The 18,771-nt window shown below is 58.2% G+C and carries 14 protein-coding genes; 7 read left to right on the forward strand and 7 right to left on the reverse strand.

Annotated features, from left to right (window positions below; all coding sequences use genetic code 11):
- The coding region (locus tag CKW23_RS26385; protein WP_130926105.1) for an IS3 family transposase at nucleotides 1–109 on the forward strand (109 nt) is incomplete at its 5' end.
- 37 nt (nucleotides 110–146) lie between these two features.
- Here CKW23_RS26385 and CKW23_RS24465 read toward each other — a convergent pair.
- Nucleotides 147–1,415, reverse strand: a complete 1,269-nt coding sequence (locus CKW23_RS24465) for a site-specific integrase (RefSeq protein WP_095068521.1) — start codon at nucleotides 1,413–1,415, stop codon at nucleotides 147–149.
- A 153-nt stretch (nucleotides 1,416–1,568) separates the two neighbouring features.
- Entirely contained in the window at nucleotides 1,569–2,483 is a 915-nt protein-coding gene (locus CKW23_RS24470) for a LysR substrate-binding domain-containing protein (RefSeq protein WP_025260396.1), read from the reverse strand.
- Between the two features lie 311 nt (nucleotides 2,484–2,794).
- Between CKW23_RS24470 and CKW23_RS24475 the strand changes: the two genes are divergently transcribed.
- The 5 genes from CKW23_RS24475 to pgm all read left to right on the forward strand — a co-directional run bounded on the left by CKW23_RS24475 (nucleotide 2,795) and on the right by pgm (nucleotide 11,618).
- The gene (locus CKW23_RS24475; RefSeq protein WP_025260395.1) at nucleotides 2,795–3,817 is read left to right on the forward strand and encodes a zinc-dependent alcohol dehydrogenase family protein; all 1,023 of its coding nucleotides are present in this window, start codon (nucleotides 2,795–2,797) and stop codon (nucleotides 3,815–3,817) included.
- Between the two features lie 586 nt (nucleotides 3,818–4,403).
- Entirely contained in the window at nucleotides 4,404–5,906 is a 1,503-nt protein-coding gene (locus CKW23_RS24480) for a hypothetical protein (protein ID WP_025260394.1), read from the forward strand.
- Nucleotides 5,907–6,003: 97 nt separating this feature from the next.
- The gene (locus CKW23_RS24485; protein WP_025260393.1) at nucleotides 6,004–7,410 is read left to right on the forward strand and encodes a PLP-dependent aminotransferase family protein; all 1,407 of its coding nucleotides are present in this window, start codon (nucleotides 6,004–6,006) and stop codon (nucleotides 7,408–7,410) included.
- A 131-nt stretch (nucleotides 7,411–7,541) separates the two neighbouring features.
- Nucleotides 7,542–9,869: an ATP-dependent DNA helicase gene (locus CKW23_RS24490; protein ID WP_025260392.1), complete on the forward strand. Its 2,328-nt coding sequence runs from the start codon at nucleotides 7,542–7,544 to the stop codon at nucleotides 9,867–9,869.
- Nucleotides 9,870–9,971: 102 nt separating this feature from the next.
- Nucleotides 9,972–11,618, forward strand: coding sequence for a phosphoglucomutase (alpha-D-glucose-1,6-bisphosphate-dependent) (gene pgm, locus CKW23_RS24495; RefSeq protein ID WP_025260391.1), 1,647 nt, complete (start codon nucleotides 9,972–9,974; stop codon nucleotides 11,616–11,618).
- Nucleotides 11,619–11,672: 54 nt separating this feature from the next.
- On the opposite strand, the gene CKW23_RS24500 is transcribed toward pgm, so the two are convergent.
- Nucleotides 11,673–11,948, reverse strand: a complete 276-nt coding sequence (locus CKW23_RS24500; protein ID WP_025260390.1) for a peptidylprolyl isomerase — start codon at nucleotides 11,946–11,948, stop codon at nucleotides 11,673–11,675.
- 132 nt (nucleotides 11,949–12,080) lie between these two features.
- On the opposite strand from CKW23_RS24500, the gene CKW23_RS24505 reads away from it, so the two are divergent.
- A complete protein-coding gene (locus CKW23_RS24505) occupies nucleotides 12,081–13,244 on the forward strand; it encodes a PilT/PilU family type 4a pilus ATPase (RefSeq protein WP_025260389.1) in 1,164 nt (387 codons plus the stop codon).
- Between the two features lie 57 nt (nucleotides 13,245–13,301).
- Here CKW23_RS24505 and CKW23_RS24510 read toward each other — a convergent pair whose 3' ends face one another.
- The 4 genes from CKW23_RS24510 to CKW23_RS24525 all read right to left on the reverse strand — a co-directional run bounded on the left by CKW23_RS24510 (nucleotide 13,302) and on the right by CKW23_RS24525 (nucleotide 18,750).
- Nucleotides 13,302–14,063, reverse strand: a complete 762-nt coding sequence (locus CKW23_RS24510) for a 3-hydroxybutyrate dehydrogenase (protein ID WP_038399888.1) — start codon at nucleotides 14,061–14,063, stop codon at nucleotides 13,302–13,304.
- Nucleotides 14,064–14,073: 10 nt separating this feature from the next.
- A complete protein-coding gene (locus tag CKW23_RS24515) occupies nucleotides 14,074–15,465 on the reverse strand; it encodes a GntP family permease (protein WP_025260387.1) in 1,392 nt (463 codons plus the stop codon).
- Between the two features lie 242 nt (nucleotides 15,466–15,707).
- Nucleotides 15,708–17,120 carry a sigma-54-dependent Fis family transcriptional regulator gene (locus CKW23_RS24520; RefSeq protein WP_025260386.1) on the reverse strand — a complete coding sequence of 471 codons (1,413 nt, stop codon included), beginning with the start codon at nucleotides 17,118–17,120 and terminating at the stop codon, nucleotides 15,708–15,710.
- Nucleotides 17,121–17,172: 52 nt separating this feature from the next.
- Nucleotides 17,173–18,750 carry an ABC transporter ATP-binding protein gene (locus CKW23_RS24525; RefSeq protein ID WP_095068523.1) on the reverse strand — a complete coding sequence of 526 codons (1,578 nt, stop codon included), beginning with the start codon at nucleotides 18,748–18,750 and terminating at the stop codon, nucleotides 17,173–17,175.
- Nucleotides 18,751–18,771: the final 21 nt, after the last annotated feature.

The following is an 18,771-nucleotide window of genomic DNA, read 5'->3' on the forward strand; positions in this document are numbered from 1 at the left end:
CGACTACATCGAGATGTTCTACAACGCAAAACGCCGGCATGGTTTCAACAATCAGCTGTCACCGGTAGAGTTTGAAAAGCGTTACGCAATGAGCTTGCAAGGTGTCTAGAGAATCCGGGGCGATTCAGATAGTGTTCTCTGTATTATCAAACGGTGGTGGCTTGCGCCGCGTTTTGCCGCAACTTGTCTAAGTAGTTCGCCCATTGTTGGGCAGCTTCCCGGCGTTGCGCTAACAATTGCGCACGTGCATACACAGCACCTAAAGCTCCTGGCATCCGATGGGATAACGAAAGTTCGAGCACGATTGGATCGATACCTAAGTGTTCATGAGCTATGGTTCGGTAGGTGGCGCGAAAGCCGTGAGCTGTGATGTCGTACTCCGACCAGATGCGCTGAAAGGACTTGAGTATAGAGGTCGGGTTTATGGGGCGTCCCGGATAGACCGGCGAGACGAACACCCAGCCTTTGCCTTCTTCATCCACCACGCGAGTTTTATGTAGTTCACGTAACAGAACCAAGGCTTGCTCAGGCAACGGCACGATGTGTTTGCCCTTGTCCAGGTGCTTGGTCTTGCTCACCACATAACGCCAATCGGCGCCCACCAAGTCGACATCTTCCCAGCGCATCTGCACCAGTTCGCCTGGTCGGACCGGCAACATGACCAGCAGGCGCATTGCGGCGGCAACGCTGCCGTCGTTGCAGTCATCAAGGCGTAGAAGAAACCTGCCCAGGTCGGCTGGCCTTTCGATTGCCGGGTTGCTGGTCACGACATGGCGGATCTTCAACTCCTCAATGTTGCTAAGCGCCACATTACGTTCCACCCATCCGCGCCCCTCGGCAAAGCCCAGGACGGCACGGATAATGGTACGCACGCGCCGGGCCATGGCCATGGTGCGCCGACGGCGCAAGTCCGTGATGATTGTGGTGATGTGCTCAAGTTTGATCTCGCTGACCGGTTTTGTACCAATCGCGGGCAAGATGTGGTTGTTCAGCGCTCCGCTAAACCCCGAGATAGATTTGGTCACCAGTTCGGCAGACTTGAATGCCAACCATTGCTCGGCCACGTACGCGAAGGTGCGCTCTTCATTGAGCAACTGCGCCTCGATTTTTGCGGTCTTAGCCTTGAGCGGAGCGGTGTGGTTAGCCACGTCGCGGCGTGCGCCGCGGGCAATGTCGCGCGCCTCCTTGAGACCAACGTCGGGGTAAGCGCCGATGGAGAAGCGGTTTTCCTTGCCATGCAGCCGATACTTCAATCGCCAAACCTTGGAAGGGCATTTGCCGACCTTGCTCGACGACCTTACCTCCAAGTAGAGGCCAGGGACTTCGCCATCGGCGTGTTTGCCGGGCTCGGTCAGTGAGCGGATCAAGGCATCGCTGAGTTTTCGTTTGAAAACGACTGCATTATCTGGGGGCATCGGTGGGGGCATCCTTTTTAAGGAACCGAAATTTGCCCCCAATTATGCCCCCATGAGTCGTGGAATCCATTGGATTTAGACAGGCGGCAGCGGACTAAAATAACCAATAAGTTTTTGTTATAAAACGGTTTTATGGAATTCAATGGAATTCCATTACAGGCTATCGGGGTCCCCAAAAAACATCTGAATCCTCGACCTCAACCACCGCTCCCCCGGATCATTATCCTGCGCCCCGCGCCAGGCCATATGCAGTTCAAAAGTCTGGGTTTCGATAGGCAGATCCTCTGATCGAACCCCGCCAGCAGCCGTCAGCACCTGTGCGGCGTAGTCCGGGACGGTGGCAATGATGTCGGTGCCGGTCAGGAGGGTGGCCAGGCCATTGAACTGCGGGACGGCCAGGACGACGTGGCGTTTGCGGCCTACTGCTTCCAGATATTCATCGATGAAACCGCTCAGGTCGCCTGCGAATGACACAAGTGCATGGGGGCGGGCGCAGAAGTCATCCAGGGAGAGGGCGCCGGGAATCGAGTCGGCGCGCAGCAGTTGCGGCTTGCTTCTGCGCAATACCTTGCGTTTGGCGTTGGCGGGCAGGTCCTGGGTGTAGCTGACGCCTACGGAGATTTCGCCGGAGGCCAGCAGTGCCGGCATCAGGATGTAGTTGACGCGCCGTACCACCAGCACGATGCCTGGCGCTTCAGAGCGCAGGCGTTTGAGCAGGGTCGGCAGCAGGGCAAACTCCACGTCGTCGGACAGGCCGATGCGGAAGACGTTGGTGCTGGTGGCCGGATCGAACTCCGATGCCCGGCTGACCGCGGTGGAAATCGAGTCCAGCGCCGGGGACAGAAGGGCGAAGATTTCCGTGGCGCGAGCTGTGGGCTCCATGCTGCGGCCGGTGCGCACGAACAGCGGGTCGTCGAACAGGCCGCGCAGGCGCGAGAGGGCCGCGCTGATTGCCGGTTGCCCGAGAAACAGTTTTTCGGCCGCGCGGGTCACGCTTCTTTCATGCATCAGGGTTTCGAAAACGATGAGCAGGTTGAGGTCAACGCGACGCAGGTCGTTGCGATTCATGCGGAGTTTCTCGGGCCATTTGTCGATTTGGTGCTTTGAGAGGCTGCGATAGTACGAGCAAACGCTGATAACGCGCATCGAAAAATTTCGTGGCGCTGTCTTAAATGTCCACACAGGTTGCAATGTTTCGTCGACATGCCAACAATGGCCGCCCATGAATGCATGGGCCTTCAGGGAGTGTCAGGCGTTGTCGCCCGGCCCATGAGGCACAATCGATGACAGGCATGTCGACTATTAATAGCCACTGATAGTGTTGTCGGCAGAGCCCGGATAGAGTTCACGGCATCAAGGTATACAAGGCGAGGTTCTAAATGTCCCGCACGATCCGTTTTCACCAGTTTGGCCCGGCCGAGGTGCTCAAGGTCGAAGAGCATCCCGACGCGCTGCCTGCACCCGGCGAGGTACAAGTGCGTGTCCAGGCAATCGGTGTCAGTTGGTATGACGTTCTCTGGCGGCAAAATCTTGCTTCCACCCAGGCGCGTCTGCCTGCCGGTCTTGGCTATGAGATGGCGGGTGTTGTAAGCGCTTTGGGTGATGGTGTCAGCGATCTGGCCTTGGGTGACAAGGTCGCCAGCTTTCCGGCCGCCGATGCCAACAGGCATCCTGTGTATGGCGAGTCCATCGTATTGCCGCGTTCGGCATTGACCCGTTACCCCGACGTATTGACCCCTGTCGAAGCCAGCGTGCACTACACGCCGATGCTGGTCGCCTACTTTGCCTATGTAGAGCTGGCTCGCATCAAGGCGGGGCAAACCGTGCTGGTTACCGATGCCAGTCATTGCTCGGGGCCGTGCTTCGTGCAAGTTGGCAAGGCGCTGGGCGCTCGTGTCATTGCAGCGACCAAGACTGACGATGCCCGTGATTATCTGTTGGCTCAAGGCGCTGACAAGGTGGTGGTCACCGAGGAGCAGGACTTGCTGATGGCCATCAACAAGTACACCGACAATCGCGGTGTTGATGCGGTGTTCGATGGCTTGGGCGGTCCGCAGATGTCGATGATGGGCGATGTTCTGGCTCCCCGTGGCAGCCTGGTGTTGTATGGCCTGCAAGGTGGCAACCAGACGCCGTTCCCGGCCTGTGCAGCGTTCCAGAAGAATATCCAGTTCTTCGTGCACTGCCTGGGTAACTTCACCGGCAAGCCCGAATTGGGCATTGTTCCTGATACCGAGGCGCTGCAACGGGCCTTGCGCGATATCAACCAGTTGACGGCTGACCGGGTACTGGTGCCGCTACAGACGCGCAACTTCCCGTTTGAGCAAGTGGTCCAGGCTCACCGCTACATGGATGCTTGCCCGATTGGTGGACGTGCTGTGCTGGAAATCACTCAGGCATAGTTTTGTCACCTGCTTGTTAAGTTCTACTTGAAGCCTTCCTTTTCAGGAGGGCTTTTTTATACGTGGAAACTAGGTGGGCTTGTACTGCAGGGCAGGCATCAGAAAGGTGATATTAGTTGTTTGATATTTTTCGGTTTTACGGATGAACGGTTAGGTGGGGTCGTCATTTTTAAAATAGTCATAATGAGTAGTTGTGTTTAATGTGTCTGACGGATGCTGGCTTGAATGAACAGGGTTTCCTACGGTTGAAAATCCATTTTTTGTCGGCTGCTTCGGGGAGGTTGATGTACAAACCCTTTCCAGAGCCTTCGGCCTGACCGGATTGGCTTGCGCTACGGGTAGCGCGTGACGGGAGCAGGATCATTACAGTTTGAGCGTGGTGTTTATTGTGGGTGTCTGTTTAAACGAAGTGTATTTCTTTTGGTGTCGATCTGTACCTTGTAATTGTTTTAGGGATACCGATAATAGTTTGGTAATTCTTACTCAGGGAATGAGTCATGATCGATTATAAAATCGCGTATAAGCCCGATATTAAATGCCGCCCTTACATCATGTGTTGTCTTGATCGCGGGGTGGGTGAAAAAGTATGAGTTCCATTCACGAACAAGCCATGAATTATGTGTACCAGCAAGTATTGCAGCGCTTGCTGGGCTATTTCACGAGAGCTGAGCGCACGGCCCTGCAATTGCTGATTCAGCGACTGATCGTGGCCGCGGGTGGTATCGAGCGAATCTCCAGCTTCAAGGTGCTGGTCGCGTTCGGTGGCGGCAAGGACAGTGCCTATACACTGGCTTTCCTGAGAGCTGCGCAACTGAGCATCGCAGGCAGATCCCCCGGCACTTTCAATCTGCGGGTGGCCAACATGCGCCATGTAGGGCTGACCCAGGCCGTGATGGATAACATTCATCGCACCTACTCGGCGTTGTTTCTGTATGACGACCCGCGGGTGGAAATGCTTGTGGTCGATAACCAATATACCCAGACATTCGAGCCGGACCTGCCGTTTTCCAGTGCGGGGCGCGAGCAGAATCGCTCGGACATGTTGCTGGCCGGCCATCTGACCGGCGGCGATGGCCGCACCACTTTCTGCAATCGTTGCTATCTGGGGCTTGCGGAGTTTTTGGGGCGGGCTTCTAGCTGGGGCAGCGGCGTGGATGCCGTGGTCAATGGCGACTCCCGAAAGGAGCAGAAACACTACGTCACCTGGGCGATGCGTCTTGCCCAGCGAACGGGGCAGGGCAAGGTCAACTGGGGTGGCCAGAATCTCAATGGCATCCTCAGGTCCATCGACACGATCGGCCAGGCTTATTTCCATGAACTCTATGGAGAGGGCGATGAGGCCGCCAGGTCGCCGCGGGCTGTGGTTTCCCCCAATCAGGCGATTGTGCCGGCCTTCATCAGCATCTGTGATCTGGTCAGTTGCAAGGTCGAGGAGCACTGGAACCTGCTGACCGAGTTCCTGGGCTTTCGCTTTGATGACCTGGCGTTCGCGTTCAGCGAATCTGACTGCGCCAATCCATTGTTGATGGCCCACATCCGGGGTCTCAAGGCGCAATACCTGCATGGCCGCCGCTATGCCGACGGTATTGCCGAGTACCTGGCACTGGCCCGGATGCTGATGCGCAGGAAGCAGATGCCGGCACGGCTGATCAAGCTGGCCATGGATGCCTATGACGGGCCTGAGCGTATCGAGTCGCGACGTGAACTGGCCGCCAGCTACGCCCTGGATGGATTTGGCCTGAATGAGTCGCAACTGGTCTGCATGACTTTCTCGCCATTTGTGGATCGTGGGCGGGAGCTGGAAGCATTTCTGCGTTCTTGTCATCCGGGCATGCTGGTGGCTTTGCCGGACCTGCACAAGGTGCTCTCGGGGCTCACGGCACCGGAGCAGGTGGTGCAATGGCTGGTGGATATCAGCGGCCTGAGTCTCAAGGGTTTGCAGAGCCTGTACTGCAAATCGCGGGTCAACTTTGACAATGAACACTCGATCATCGCCAAGGTTCGCGCTGCTGACCCGGACAAGTGCCGGGTCGTGACGGTCGATCCTGAAACCGGCGGCGTCATGGCTGAAGTGCTCTCCGGACGCTGAGCCTTCTTGTCTGGATATGGCTGTTGCCTTGGACTCGGTATCAGCCATGTCGCCATCGCCTGGAAAATCTTTTGGCCCTGCGCCGGATTGTCTCCCCATGAAAAACAAAACGGATTTCGCCTATCAGGCGGTCTACCGCTATCTCGTTCGTCTGATTGACGAAGTGCAAACCGATTCAACGACCAGGATGCCCTCCTTGCGGCAGTTGTCCCGGCGCCTGCGAGTATCGATCTCGACGGTGCAAAGCGCCTATTCGCTGCTGGAGAAAGAAGGGCGGGTGTGCTCCATGCCCAAGTCCGGCTATTACGCCTTGCCAGGCGGGGTCGGCGATGAGTCTCCTGAGCCGGTATTCGAGAATGACAACCTGCTGGAAACGTTTTACCGGCATGTCCGTCGCCCGGGTGGATGGGTATTGGGCAACGACGAGCCCACCTTGCTGCAATCCATGGAAAGCCCGCTGCTGGCCATGGAGCGCGAATTGCTCAGGTATTACCCACGCCCGCTGAATGCCGTATTTCAGCCGTTTGGCGATATTGAACTGCGCACGGCCCTGGCGGCTCGTCATACCCGTGATGCCCAGCACTGCTGGCATCCGGAAAATGTCTATATCGGGCCGGACATGCCCGGCATGCTGACAGCGGTTATCGATGTTCTGAACCTGCGCGGTGGAACCGTACTGGTGGCGTCGCCTTGTACCTGGACGTTGCTACGTCTGCTGCAATCCTTCGACATCCGGGTCATCGAGATACCGCTGGACGAAACCGGCGGCATCAATCTGGCAGCGCTGGACCAGGTGTTGCTGACGGAAAACATTGGCCTGGCGTTTTTACCCTCGCTGTTGAACCCGGTGCAGTGCAGCCTGTTGCCGCTTGCCAACCTCCAGGCCGTCGCCCAATTGCTCAATCGTTATCGGGTCTGGGTGCTGGAAAACGACAGTCACGGCGAGCTGGTCTTTACGCCTGAACCCACCCGCTTGCGTGACCTGATCGATCCCCAGCGCCTGCTGATTCTGGGCAGCTTCGACAAGACCCTTGGGCCGGAAGCGCCTTATGGTTATCTGCTGTGCAAGCACTTCGAGGTCCAGTGGCAGCAGTATTTCCTGTTGCGGGCCTTCGAGTTGCCGCCTATTCGTCAGAAGGCAATCGCCAGGCTCTGTAGCAGCGGGCGGCTGGATGCCCATCTGGTTGAGTTGCGGGGTTTGCTGGTGGAGCGCATGAAGATGATGGTGCAGTTGCTGGATCGACATCTGGGGCAATTGCTGCGCTATGACCTGCCAGAAGGCGGCTGCGGAATATGGGTGCAAAGTGTGCATCCCGTGGACATGCGTCAGGTATTCGAGAGCCTCTTGCAGCAGCGCATAATCATCACCCCCGGCGAGCTGTTCAGTCTCCAGGGCTTGCATCGGCAACACCTGCGCATCGGCTACGCCATCGACTGGACTCAGAATATTCCCCGTCTTCTGACTGCACTGGTCGAAGCCTTGAAGCAGGCGCGGCAGCATTGATGAGATGGACGCACTTCACAAACAAAATTCATGTTGATGGAGCCGCTGATCCATTTGTATTTGCCAGAGCCGGGTAAAGACTGTTATCTGTATACCCATCCAGTATTGGCAATCAACAGTTCCTCTGTGCAGTGACCCTGACGATTCCTTCCAGCCCTGACCTGAAACCGCCACCGACCAGCGCAGAACCTTCGCGCTATGTCGTGGCGGCGCGTGCGTTGTGTGAGTTTACGGCCAAGGCTGGCAGCCTGGACCTGCGCTTCACGCCTTCGCCCACGGCTCAGGAAGGCATTGCTGGCCATCGCACTGTGGCGGCGCGGCGTGGCGCGAGTTATCAGGCCGAGCTGTCGCTGAGTGGCGACTATCGGGAATTGACGGTCCGGGGCAGGGCCGATGGCTACGATGCGGCGCTCAATCAACTGGAGGAAGTGAAGACCTACCGCGGCGAACTCGATGCCATGCCGGCCAATCATCGCCAATTGCACTGGGCCCAGGCGAAGATCTACGGCTGGCTGCTTTGTCAGCATCTGAACCTGAGCGACGTTACCCTGGCGCTGGTGTACTTCAATATCGTCAGCGAGCAGGAAACCGTGATCCGCGAGCCTTTCAGCCGCGAAGCGTTGCGGGCGTTCTTCGAGCAGCAATGCGAGATATTCCTGTACTGGGCGCAGCAGGAACTGGCGCATACCTCATTGCGCAACCAGAACCTGAAAGCGCTGGCATTTCCTTATCCCGGCTTTCGCACCGGGCAACGGATGCTGGCCGAGTCGGTTTACAAGGCTGTCAGCACCGGTTCCTGTCTGATGGCCCAGGCGCCGACCGGGATTGGCAAGACTGTGGGCACGCTGTTTCCCATGCTCAAGGCTGCACCGACTCGAAAGCTCGACAAGGTGTTTTTCCTGACGGCCAAGACACCGGGCCGCAAACTGGCACTGGATGCCCTGCAAGTGATCGGGCGCAGTTCGCCTGAGCTTGCGCTGCGTGTGCTGGAGCTGGTTGCACGGGACAAGGCTTGCGAGCATCCGGACAAGGCCTGCAATGGCGACTCCTGTCCGATGGCCAACGGTTTCTATGACCGCCTGCCTGCTGCACGCAGCTCCGCCTTGAAGGCGCCGTGGCTGGATCAGGCTGGCGTGCGGGAAGTCGCCTTGCAGCATCAGGTCTGTCCGTATTACCTCAGCCAGGAGCTGGCGCGCTGGGCGGATGTGGTGGTCGCGGACTACAACTACTATTTTGATCTGAGTGCCTTGTTGTTCGGCCTTGCCCAGTTCAATCAGTGGCGCGTGGCGGTGCTGGTGGACGAAGCCCATAACATGGTCGAGCGTGCCCGCAGCATGTACAGCGCCAGTCTCGACCAGCAGAGCCTCAATGCGCTTCGGCAGACGGCTCCGCAGCCCCTGCAGAAAACCCTGCAACGGCTCAATCGCCAATGGAATGCGCTGCACAAGGAACAGGCGGGCGCTTATCAGGCTTACGCCGATCTGCCGGGCAAATTCCTCAGCAGCCTGAACCTTTGTGTAGCGGCAATAGGCGACTACTTCAACGAGCATCCCCATGCCGTCGATGGCGCGCTGCAAAGCTTCTATTTCGATGCCATCGGTTTTGTGCGGATTGCCGAGCTGTTCGACGAGCATTTCATCTTCGATATCGCCGTGCGCGATTGGGGCGCAAAACGCCGTTTTTCCCGGCTGACATTGCGCAATGTGGTGCCGGCCCGTTTCATTGCGCCGCGCCTGAGTGCAGCGCTGGGTACTGTGTTGTTTTCTGCCACGCTGAGGCCGCAACGCTACTACGCTGACTTGTTGGGGCTGCCAGAGAAAACAGTCTGCATCGATGTGGAGTCGCCGTTTCATCACGATCAACTGAATGTGCGGATCGTCAGCCATATATCGACCCGCTTCACTCATCGTCAGGCATCACTGGCCCCCATCGTTTCCTTGATGGGGGAGCAGTTTCAGGTGCAACCGGGCAATTATCTGGCGTTCTTCAGCAGCTTCGATTATTTGCAACAAGTGGTTGAGCTGATGCGCCAGACCTGGCCGAAGATCGAGTTATGGCAACAGGAGCGCGGGATGAGTGAAGGCGAGCGACAGGCCTTTCTCGACCGCTTCACCCTGAGCAGCAGAGGCATTGGTTTTGCGGTACTGGGCGGTGCATTTGGCGAGGGTATCGACTTGCCCGGAGCACGGCTGATCGGCGCGTTCATCGCGACCCTTGGCTTGCCGCAACTGAACCCGGTCAACGAACAATTCAAGCAACGAATGGCTGCCTTGTTCGGCTCTGGCTACGATTACACCTATCTTTATCCCGGCGTGCAGAAAGTTGTGCAGGCTGCCGGACGAGTGATCCGCAGCCAGAACGATCGCGGTGTGGTCATGCTGATCGATGACCGTTTTGCCGAGCGTCAGGTGCAACAACTGCTCCCGACCTGGTGGCAGCTCGCTAACTCAGAGACTTAGGGATCGATAGCCAAGCATTCCGGTCAAACTGCCAGTAAACTGCCGCACCATAGCCGTTTTCGCCAAAACCGAATTTCCTGTCCCCATTTACGTGGAGGTTGTATGAGTCTCAGTCCTTTCGCCGGCAAGCTGGCACCTGCGCAGTTACTGGTCGATATCCCGAGACTGGTAACGGCCTATTACGCCGGACAGCCGGACGCTTCGATCACAACCCAGCGCGTGGCTTTTGGTACTTCCGGCCACCGTGGCAGCTCGTTTGAGCTGAGCTTCAACGAGTGGCACGTTCTGGCCATCAGCCAGGCGATCTGCCTGTACCGTCAGGCCAATGGCATCGATGGTCCGCTGTTCCTGGGCGCCGATACCCACGCACTCTCGACGCCTGCCAGCGCAACGGCCCTGGAAGTGCTGGCTGCCAACGGCGTGCAGGTGATGATTTCCGAAGGTGATGAATACACGCCGACTCCGGCGGTATCCCACGCGATCATCTGCTACAACCGTGGCCGTACATCCGGTCTGGCAGACGGGATCGTGATCACGCCGTCCCACAACCCGCCGCAAAGTGGCGGTTTCAAGTACAACCCTCCCAATGGTGGCCCGGCTGACAGCCACATCACCAAATGGATCGAGAACAAGGCCAACGAACTGCTGGCCGAGAAGCTCCAGGGTGTGTTGCGCATCAGCCATGAAAAAGCCCTGCGTGCCGATACCACCCATCGTCATGACTACGTGAACACCTACGTGGCCGACCTGAAAAGCGTCATCGACCTGAACGCCATCCGCGATGCCGGTCTGCGTCTGGGCGTCGATCCGCTGGGCGGGGCAGGGGTTCGCTACTGGTCGGCCATTGGTGAACATTACGGCCTGAACCTGGACGTGGTGAACCAGTTCGTCGATCCGACCTTCCGCTTCATGAGCGTGGACTGGGATGGCCAGATCCGCATGGACCCATCGTCCAGCCATGCGATGCAGAGCCTGATCGGCCTCAAGGACCGCTATCAGGTTGCCTTTGCCTGTGACCCGGATCATGACCGCCACGGCATCGTGACCCCGACCGGCGGACTGATGACGCCCAACAGCTATCTGGCAGTGTCCATCGATTACCTGTTCCAGAACCGTCCGGACTGGCGCGCCGATGCGGCCGTCGGCAAGACCGTGGTCAGCAGCGGCATCATCGATCGCGTTGCGGCGCGTCTGGGACGTCGTCTGTATGAAGTCCCGGTGGGCTTCAAGTTCTTTGCCGAAGGCCTGTTCGAGGGTTCGCTGGGCTTTGGTGGCGAAGAGAGCGCCGGTGCTTCGTTCCTGCGTCGCGACGGTACGGTCTGGACCACCGACAAGGATGGCCTGATCCCGGCCTTGCTGGCTGCTGAAATCACCGCCCGCACAGGGCGCGATCCAAGCGAACGCTACAAGACTATGACCGATGAGCTGGGCGAGCCGTTCTCGACTCGCGTCGATGCCAAGGCCAACCCGCAGCAGAAGGCGCTGCTGGGCAAGCTGTCGCCTGAGCAGGTCACGTCCACGGAACTGGCGGGTGAAAAGATCCAGGGCATTCTCAGCCATGCGCCGGGCAACGATCAGGCTATCGGCGGTCTGAAAGTGATGACCGAGAACGGCTGGTTCGCCGCACGTCCATCCGGGACCGAGGACATCTACAAGATCTATGCAGAAAGTTTCCTGGGTGAGGATCACCTCCAGCGTCTGGTGGCTGAAGCTCAGGTGCTGGTCGATGGAGCCATTGCGCCGAAGTGATAACGCAGGTTTCGGGCTACGCTTGCCGTTGGGCGTGAGTAGCCTGGAGCCAGATCAGTCGCGGTAGAACACCTGAACCAGGTGGTAGCCGAACTTGCTCTTGATGGGGCCGTGCACGGTGCGCAGCGGTTTCTTGAAGATGACCTGGTCGATGGCGCCGACCATCTGGCCGGGCCGCACTTCACCCAGGTCGCCGCCACGCTTGCCGGACGGGCAGGTGGAATGCTTCTTCGCTAGCACGTCGAAGGCCTCACCCTTGGCAATACGCAGCTTGAGCTGTTCGGCTTCTTCGGCGGTCTTCACCAGAATATGGCGGGCTTGGGCTTTCATGTCGCAATATCACCTGTCAGAAAAGGCTGCCATTATGCCTGCCCTGACCTGAATGAATAAATCTGCTCGTCGAAAGCCATCGAGTGTGATGGGCAGACAAACGTTTTCATATTTTATTGTGCGGTGTTGATTATGGATTTTCCGGCGTTGTTGAAGATTCTGGCCAGCCAGGACGGATCGGACCTTTATCTTTCCACCGGAGCGCCGCCTTGCGCCAAGTTCAATGGCGTGCTCAAGCCGCTGGGCACTGAAACCCTCAAGCCCGGTGAGGTGGCGATCGTCGCCCAAGGCCTGATGGATGAGGAACAGAAGCTCGAATTCCAGCGTGAGTTGGAGATGAACCTGGCGGTGTCGCTGGCCGGTATCGGGCGTTTCCGGATCAATATCTTCATGCAACGCAACGAAGTCTCCATCGTTGCGCGCAATATCAAACTGGATATCCCGCGTTTCGAGGACCTGCACCTGCCGCCGATCCTGCTCGATGTGATCATGGAAAAACACGGGCTGGTGCTGTTCGTAGGCGCGACTGGCTCGGGTAAATCTACTTCCCTGGCGGCCCTGATCGATTACCGTAACCGCAATGCCAGTGGCCATATCATCACCATCGAAGACCCGGTGGAGTTCATCCATCGCCACAAGAAGTCCATCGTCAACCAGCGTGAAGTGGGGGTCGATACCCGCAGTTTCCGTGCCGCCCTGAAAAACACCTTGCGTCAGGCACCGGATGTCATCCTGATCGGCGAGATTCGTGACCGGGAAACCATGGAGCATGCGCTGGCCTTTGCCGATACCGGTCACCTGGCCATCTCGACCCTGCATGCCAACAACGCCAACCAGGCCCTGGACCGAATCATCAATTTCTTCCCGGAAGAGCGCCGCGAACAACTGCTGCACGACCTGGGCAATAACCTCAAGGCCTTCGTTTCCCAGCGACTGGTCAAGACCCCGGATGGAAAACGACGGGCTGCTGTTGAGGTGATGATGGGCACGCCAACCATTCGTGATCTGATCCAGCGCAACCAACTGACTGAACTCAAGGGCATCATGGAGAAGTCCGGCAGCCTGGGCATGCAGACCTTCGATACCGCGCTGTTCAACCTGGCGGCAGAAGGGGTCATCAGCGAAGAGGAAGCCCTGAAGAATGCCGACTCGCAAAACAACGTGCGCCTGCGCCTCAAGTTGCATGGCGAGGGCGTCTCGCACCTGACAACGGCACCCTCGGCGCCTGTGGGGACGAATACAGCGCAGATGCCCGATTGGGGCCTCGTGGATGAAAATGAAGGCCCCCAATCCTGAGTATACAAACCCTGTAGGAACCAATTCATTCGCGAATGAATTGGCTCCTACGCCGTCTTATTGTGCCAGCCAGCCGCCATCCACATTCCAGGCGGCCCCGCGCACCTGAACTGCCGCTTCGCTGCACAGAAACAACACCAGCTCGCCCAATTGCTCGGGCGTGACAAAATCCAGCGAAGGCTGTTTTTCGGCCAGCAGGTCACGCCGTGCCTGATCCGGGTCGCCTTTGCGATTGTCGATCTGTTGCTGCACCAGCGGCGTCAGGACCCAGCCGGGGCAGATGGCGTTACAGGTGACATTACTGCGGGCTGTCTCCAGACCCACCACTTTGGTCAGGCCGATCACGCCATGTTTGGCTGCGACATAGGCCGACTTGCCGGTCGAGCCCACCAACCCGTGAACCGAGGCGATATTGATGATGCGTCCCCAGTCCTTGCTGCGCATACCGGGCAGGCACAGGCGCGTGGTGTGGAACACTGATGACAGGTTGATGGCGATGATCGAGTCCCAGCGCTCGACGGCAAAGTCCTCCACAGCGTCCACGTGCTGAATGCCAGCGTTATTGACCAGAATGTCGACACCGCCGAATTCGCGTTCGGCATAGGCGATCATGTCGGCAATCTGGGCCGGGTCGCTGACATCCGCCGGGTGATGGCCAACACGGCCGCCAAACTGTTTAACCTGTGCGATCACCGCCGAAGCTTCTCCGAAACCATTGAGCACCAGGTTTGCACCGGCTTTTGCCAGCACCAGTGCAATGCCCAGACCGATGCCGCTGGTGGAGCCGGTGACCAGTGCGGTTTTTCCTTGCAGATTCATAATCGATTCCTTAAACGATGCCAGTGGCGTAGAACGCTGCGATCACGACGAAAACCGCCAGTGTCTTGATAATAGTGATGCCGAAAATGTCCAGATAAGCTTCACGGTGGGTCAGCCCGGTCACGGCCAGCAGCGTGATGACCGCGCCGTTGTGGGGCAGGGTGTCCATGCCGCCGCTGGCCATGGCGGCCACCCGGTGCAGGACTTCCAGTGGAATATTCGCGGCATTGGCGGCTGCGATGAAACTGTCCGACATGGCTGCCAGAGCGATGCTCATGCCACCCGAAGCCGAGCCTGTTATCCCGGCCAGCAAGGTCACAGTGATGGCTTCATTGACCAGCGGATCCGGGATGCTTTTCAGGGCGTTGGCCAGTACCAGAAACCCTGGCAATGAAGCGATGACAGCACCAAAGCCGTATTCGGATGCAGTATTCATGGCCGCCAGCAATGCGCCATTGACTGCGCTTTTACTGCCCTCGGCCAGTCTGGAACGAATGGCGCTGAAGCCGAATATCAGCACCATCACAATGCCAGTCAGCAGTGCGGCTTCAACCGCCCAGATCGCTGTCAGCCTGGCGACTTCGGTCTGAATCGGCGCCGCCATGCCCGGCAGCGCCAGGGTGTGAGTCTTGCCATACCACTGGGGAATCCACCAGGTGAACAGCAGGTTCATGACTCCCACCAGTATCAGCGGCGACAGTGCGATCCACGGGTTGGGCAGCTTCAGGTCGGCTGCCGTCTCCGGCTCGTTGCGCAGGTCATGACCATAACCCTCGCCGGTACGTGCAGCCTTGTTGCGCTGACGCTGCAGATACAGCATGCCAGCGCTGAATACGAATACGGTGCCGATCAGGCCCAGCCACGGCGCGGCCCAGGCGGTGGTGTTGAAAAAGGTGGTGGGGATAATGTTCTGGATTTGCGGCGTGCCGGGCAGGGCGTCCATGGTGAACGAGAAGGCGCCCAGGGCGATGGTCGCCGGGATCAGTCTTTTGGGGATATCGCTCTGGCGAAACATTTCGGCGGCAAACGGATAGACCGCAAATACCACGACGAACAGCGACACGCCGCCGTAAGTGAGCAGGGCGCAGACCAGCACAATCACCAGCATGGCCTGGCGGGTGCCGAGCACGCCGATGGCGGCTGCCACGATGGAACGGGAGAATCCGGACAGCTCGATCAACTTGCCAAACACCGCACCCAGCAGGAACACAGGAAAGTACAGCTTGATGAAGCCGACCATCTTGTCCATGAACAGCCCGGTAAAAGCAGGTGCCACCGCCGAAGGATCGGTCAGCAATACCGCACCCAGCGCGGCAATGGGGGCAAAGAGGATGACGCTATAGCCACGGTAGGCTGCGAGCATCAGCAGCGCGAGCGCCGCCAAAGCGATGATTACGCTCATGGGTATCTCCTGTTGTTATTGTTTTATGGGTGCGGTCAGGCCGCCGCAGGGCTATAGCGGGATTCGTGCCAGATATTCAACTTATTGAAATTAAAGGAAATTATTTAAATACATGCAGCCGGTAATCTCACAACAGAGACTACCGCCGCCCCGTAGGAGCGAATTCATTCGCGAAAACCGATCTTTCGCGAATGAATTCGCTCCTATGGGGGGATTGTCTCTTAAAGGAGACTTGGTTCTCTTTATTGAGACTCGGCAATCCCCAGCATTGCCATCTTCTTGTAGAGGGTTGAGCGGCCAAGGCCCAGTTGCTGGGCTGCTTGCACTACATTTCCTGCGCACTGCAGCAAAGCGCTTTCAATCAACTGCCGATCACAGCGTTTGCGGGCCTGGCTGAAGGTTTCGTGGACATGAGTCTGACTATCGCGGTGGTTGCTGGCGCTGACCGGCAGCAGGGTGCCGATGGCGCTGTGGATGTCCTGGACCGTGAGTTGCAGGTCGTCGCTGAGCAAGGCCGCACGCTCCAGCACATTGCGCAATTCCCGGATATTGCCGGGCCAGGCATGCTGGGCCAGCAGCTTCAGCGCGTTGCCTTCCAGTTCGTGCTGGCTGTGCAGTTCTTCGAGGATGGTTTCACTCAGGACCGGCAAATCCTCCAGGCGCTCGCGCAAGGGCGGAACCTGAATCGGCAGGACGCTCAGGCGATAGTAAAGGTCGGCGCGAAATTCCCCCCGCTTGATGGCTGCTTCCAGATCGATGGAAGTGGCGGCTATCACGCGCACATCGCTCTGGAACACTTCGTTGGAACCTACGGGTTCGTATTCCTTTTCCTGCAACACCCGCAGCAATTTGCTTTGCAGCGCCAGCGGCATGTCGCCTATCTCATCGAGAAACAGCGTGCCGCCCTGGGCGATTTTCAATTTGCCCGAACGCCCTTTGCGCACGGCACCGGTAAACGCGCCGGGGGCTGTGCCGAAGAATTCGGCTTCCAGAAGGGCTTCCGGGATCGCGGCGCTGTTGATGCTGACGAAAGGCTTGTCGGCGCGGGGCGAGGCGTTATGGATGGCATGGGCAAGCAGTTCCTTGCCGGTGCCGGTTTCACCCAGCAGCAAGACCGGGGAATCGGTGCTGGCACTGCGTCGGGCACGGCGTTTGACTTCCAGGGTTGCCTCACTGATGCCGATGAAGTGCGCAAAGCTGTATTTTGCCTGCCGGGCCTTGAGCAGCGAGCGCGTGCTGGCCAGTTCCTGTTGCATGCTCAGGTAACGCTTGAGCAGGGGGGACAGGGTCTGCAACTGGTCGAACAGGGCAAAACCGATGGCACCAATCACCGAGCCGGCGTTGTCATGGATCGGCAGGCGCATGACCACCAGCGGGTCTTTGGCGGTATCCATCATGTCCAGCAGGATCGGTTGCCCATTGTTGGCCACCTGGCGCAGCAGGCTGCCGGGAATCACGCTTTCGCAAGGTTGCCCGATGGCCAGGCTTGCATCCTGCAGGCCAAAGCGACGGGCGTAGCGTTCATTGATCCAGACGATGCGCGCCTCTTTGTCGACGATCACCGTGCCTTCACTGGACTGTTCGATGATCTCGAACAGGGAGCGGGTCGCAAGGCGCTGGATGTTTTGGTAGTCGCTGAGAGTGTTCTCTTTCATTGGGGTGTTCCGTCATTTGACCCCGGCGTCTGGCCGAACAGAATGCCTGTTTTTATCCTGGGTGCGCTGCCGCCAGCAATTCCCTGGTGTAAGGATGCTGAGGCGAATCGAAGATGGTGTGGCTGGCGCCGTACTCGACCACTTTGCCGTCCTTGATCACGATCAGATCATGGGCCAGCGCCTTGACTACGGCCAGGTCATGACTGATGAAAAGATAGGTCAGACCATGTTTTTCCTGCAGGTCGCGCAGCAGTGCAACGACTTGTTTTTGTACCGTACGATCCAGCGCCGAAGTGGGCTCGTCGAGCAGTATCAAGGCTGGCTTGAGCACCAGGGCCCGGGCAATCGCAATACGCTGGCGCTGGCCGCCGGAAAACTCATGGGGATAGCGATGGCGGCTTTGCGGGTCGATGCCGACTTCTTCCAGCGCCCGGATCACTTCTGCCTCACATTGCTGTGCGTCCAGTTTTCGGTGGACTTCCAGGCCTTCGCTGATGATTTGCGCCACTGACATGCGCGGGCTGAGACTGCCGTAAGGGTCTTGAAACACCACCTGCATCTTTTTACGCCATGGGCGCATCTGCTTCTGACTCAAGCCATCCAGAGCCTGTCCTCGAAAGCGGATACTGCCACGAGACTCCAGCAGGCGCAGGATTGCCTGACCAAGTGTCGATTTGCCCGAACCGGATTCGCCGACTATCCCGAGCGTCTTGCCACGCTCGATGCTCAAGCTGACATCATCGACGGCCTTCAGATACTCCTTGTGCCGACGCAGGATACCGCCCGCCAGGGAAAACCAGACGCGCAGATTCTCGACTTCCAGCACCTTTTCCCGGGTATCCCGTGGCAGCGGCTCGCCCGCAGGCTCAGCATCCAGCAACAGGCGGCTGTAAGGGTGTTGTGGCGATTTGAACAGTGACTGGCAATCGGTCTGCTCGACGATTTCACCGGCGCGCATCACGCAAACCCGCTGGGCGACGCTATGCACCAGATTCAAATCATGGCTTATCAATAGCAGCGACATGTTCAGGCGCTGTTGCAGTTCCTTGAGCAGCAACAGGATCTTGCGCTGTACGGTCACATCCAGTGCGGTGGTCGGCTCATCGGCAATCAGCAGTTCCGGCTCGCAGGCCAGAGCCATTGCGATCATGATCCGCTGGCGTTGGCCGCCGGACAGTTCGTGAGGGTAGGCCTTGAGGCGCTTTTGCGGCTGCTGGATGCCCACCAGCTCCAATAACTCTATGATTCGGGACTCAGCCTCGCGTCCACTGATGCCGCGATGCAGGAGCAGCGTCTCGCCGATCTGCCGGGCGACGGTGTGCAGCGGGTTCAGGGACGTCATGGGCTCCTGAAAAATCATGGCAATCCGATTGCCTCGCAACTCACGCAAGGTCCGGTCGCTGGCACCGATCAGTTCCTGGCCGCGATAGGTGATGCTGCCGGTGCTGGTCGTGCCTTTTTTGGGTAGCAATTGCAGGATCGAGTGGGCCGTGACGGATTTACCCGATCCGGATTCGCCCACCAGTGCCAGGCATTCCCCCGCGCAGATATCGAGGCTCAGGTTGCTGACGACCTTCTGCTCACCGAAGGCGATGTTCAGGTTGCGTATTTCGATCAGCTTTTCTGACATTTCAGGGTCTCGAATCAAATC

It is taken from the genome of Pseudomonas sp. Irchel 3A18 (assembly GCF_900187465.1).
GTDB lineage: Bacteria > Pseudomonadota > Gammaproteobacteria > Pseudomonadales > Pseudomonadaceae > Aquipseudomonas > Aquipseudomonas cichorii.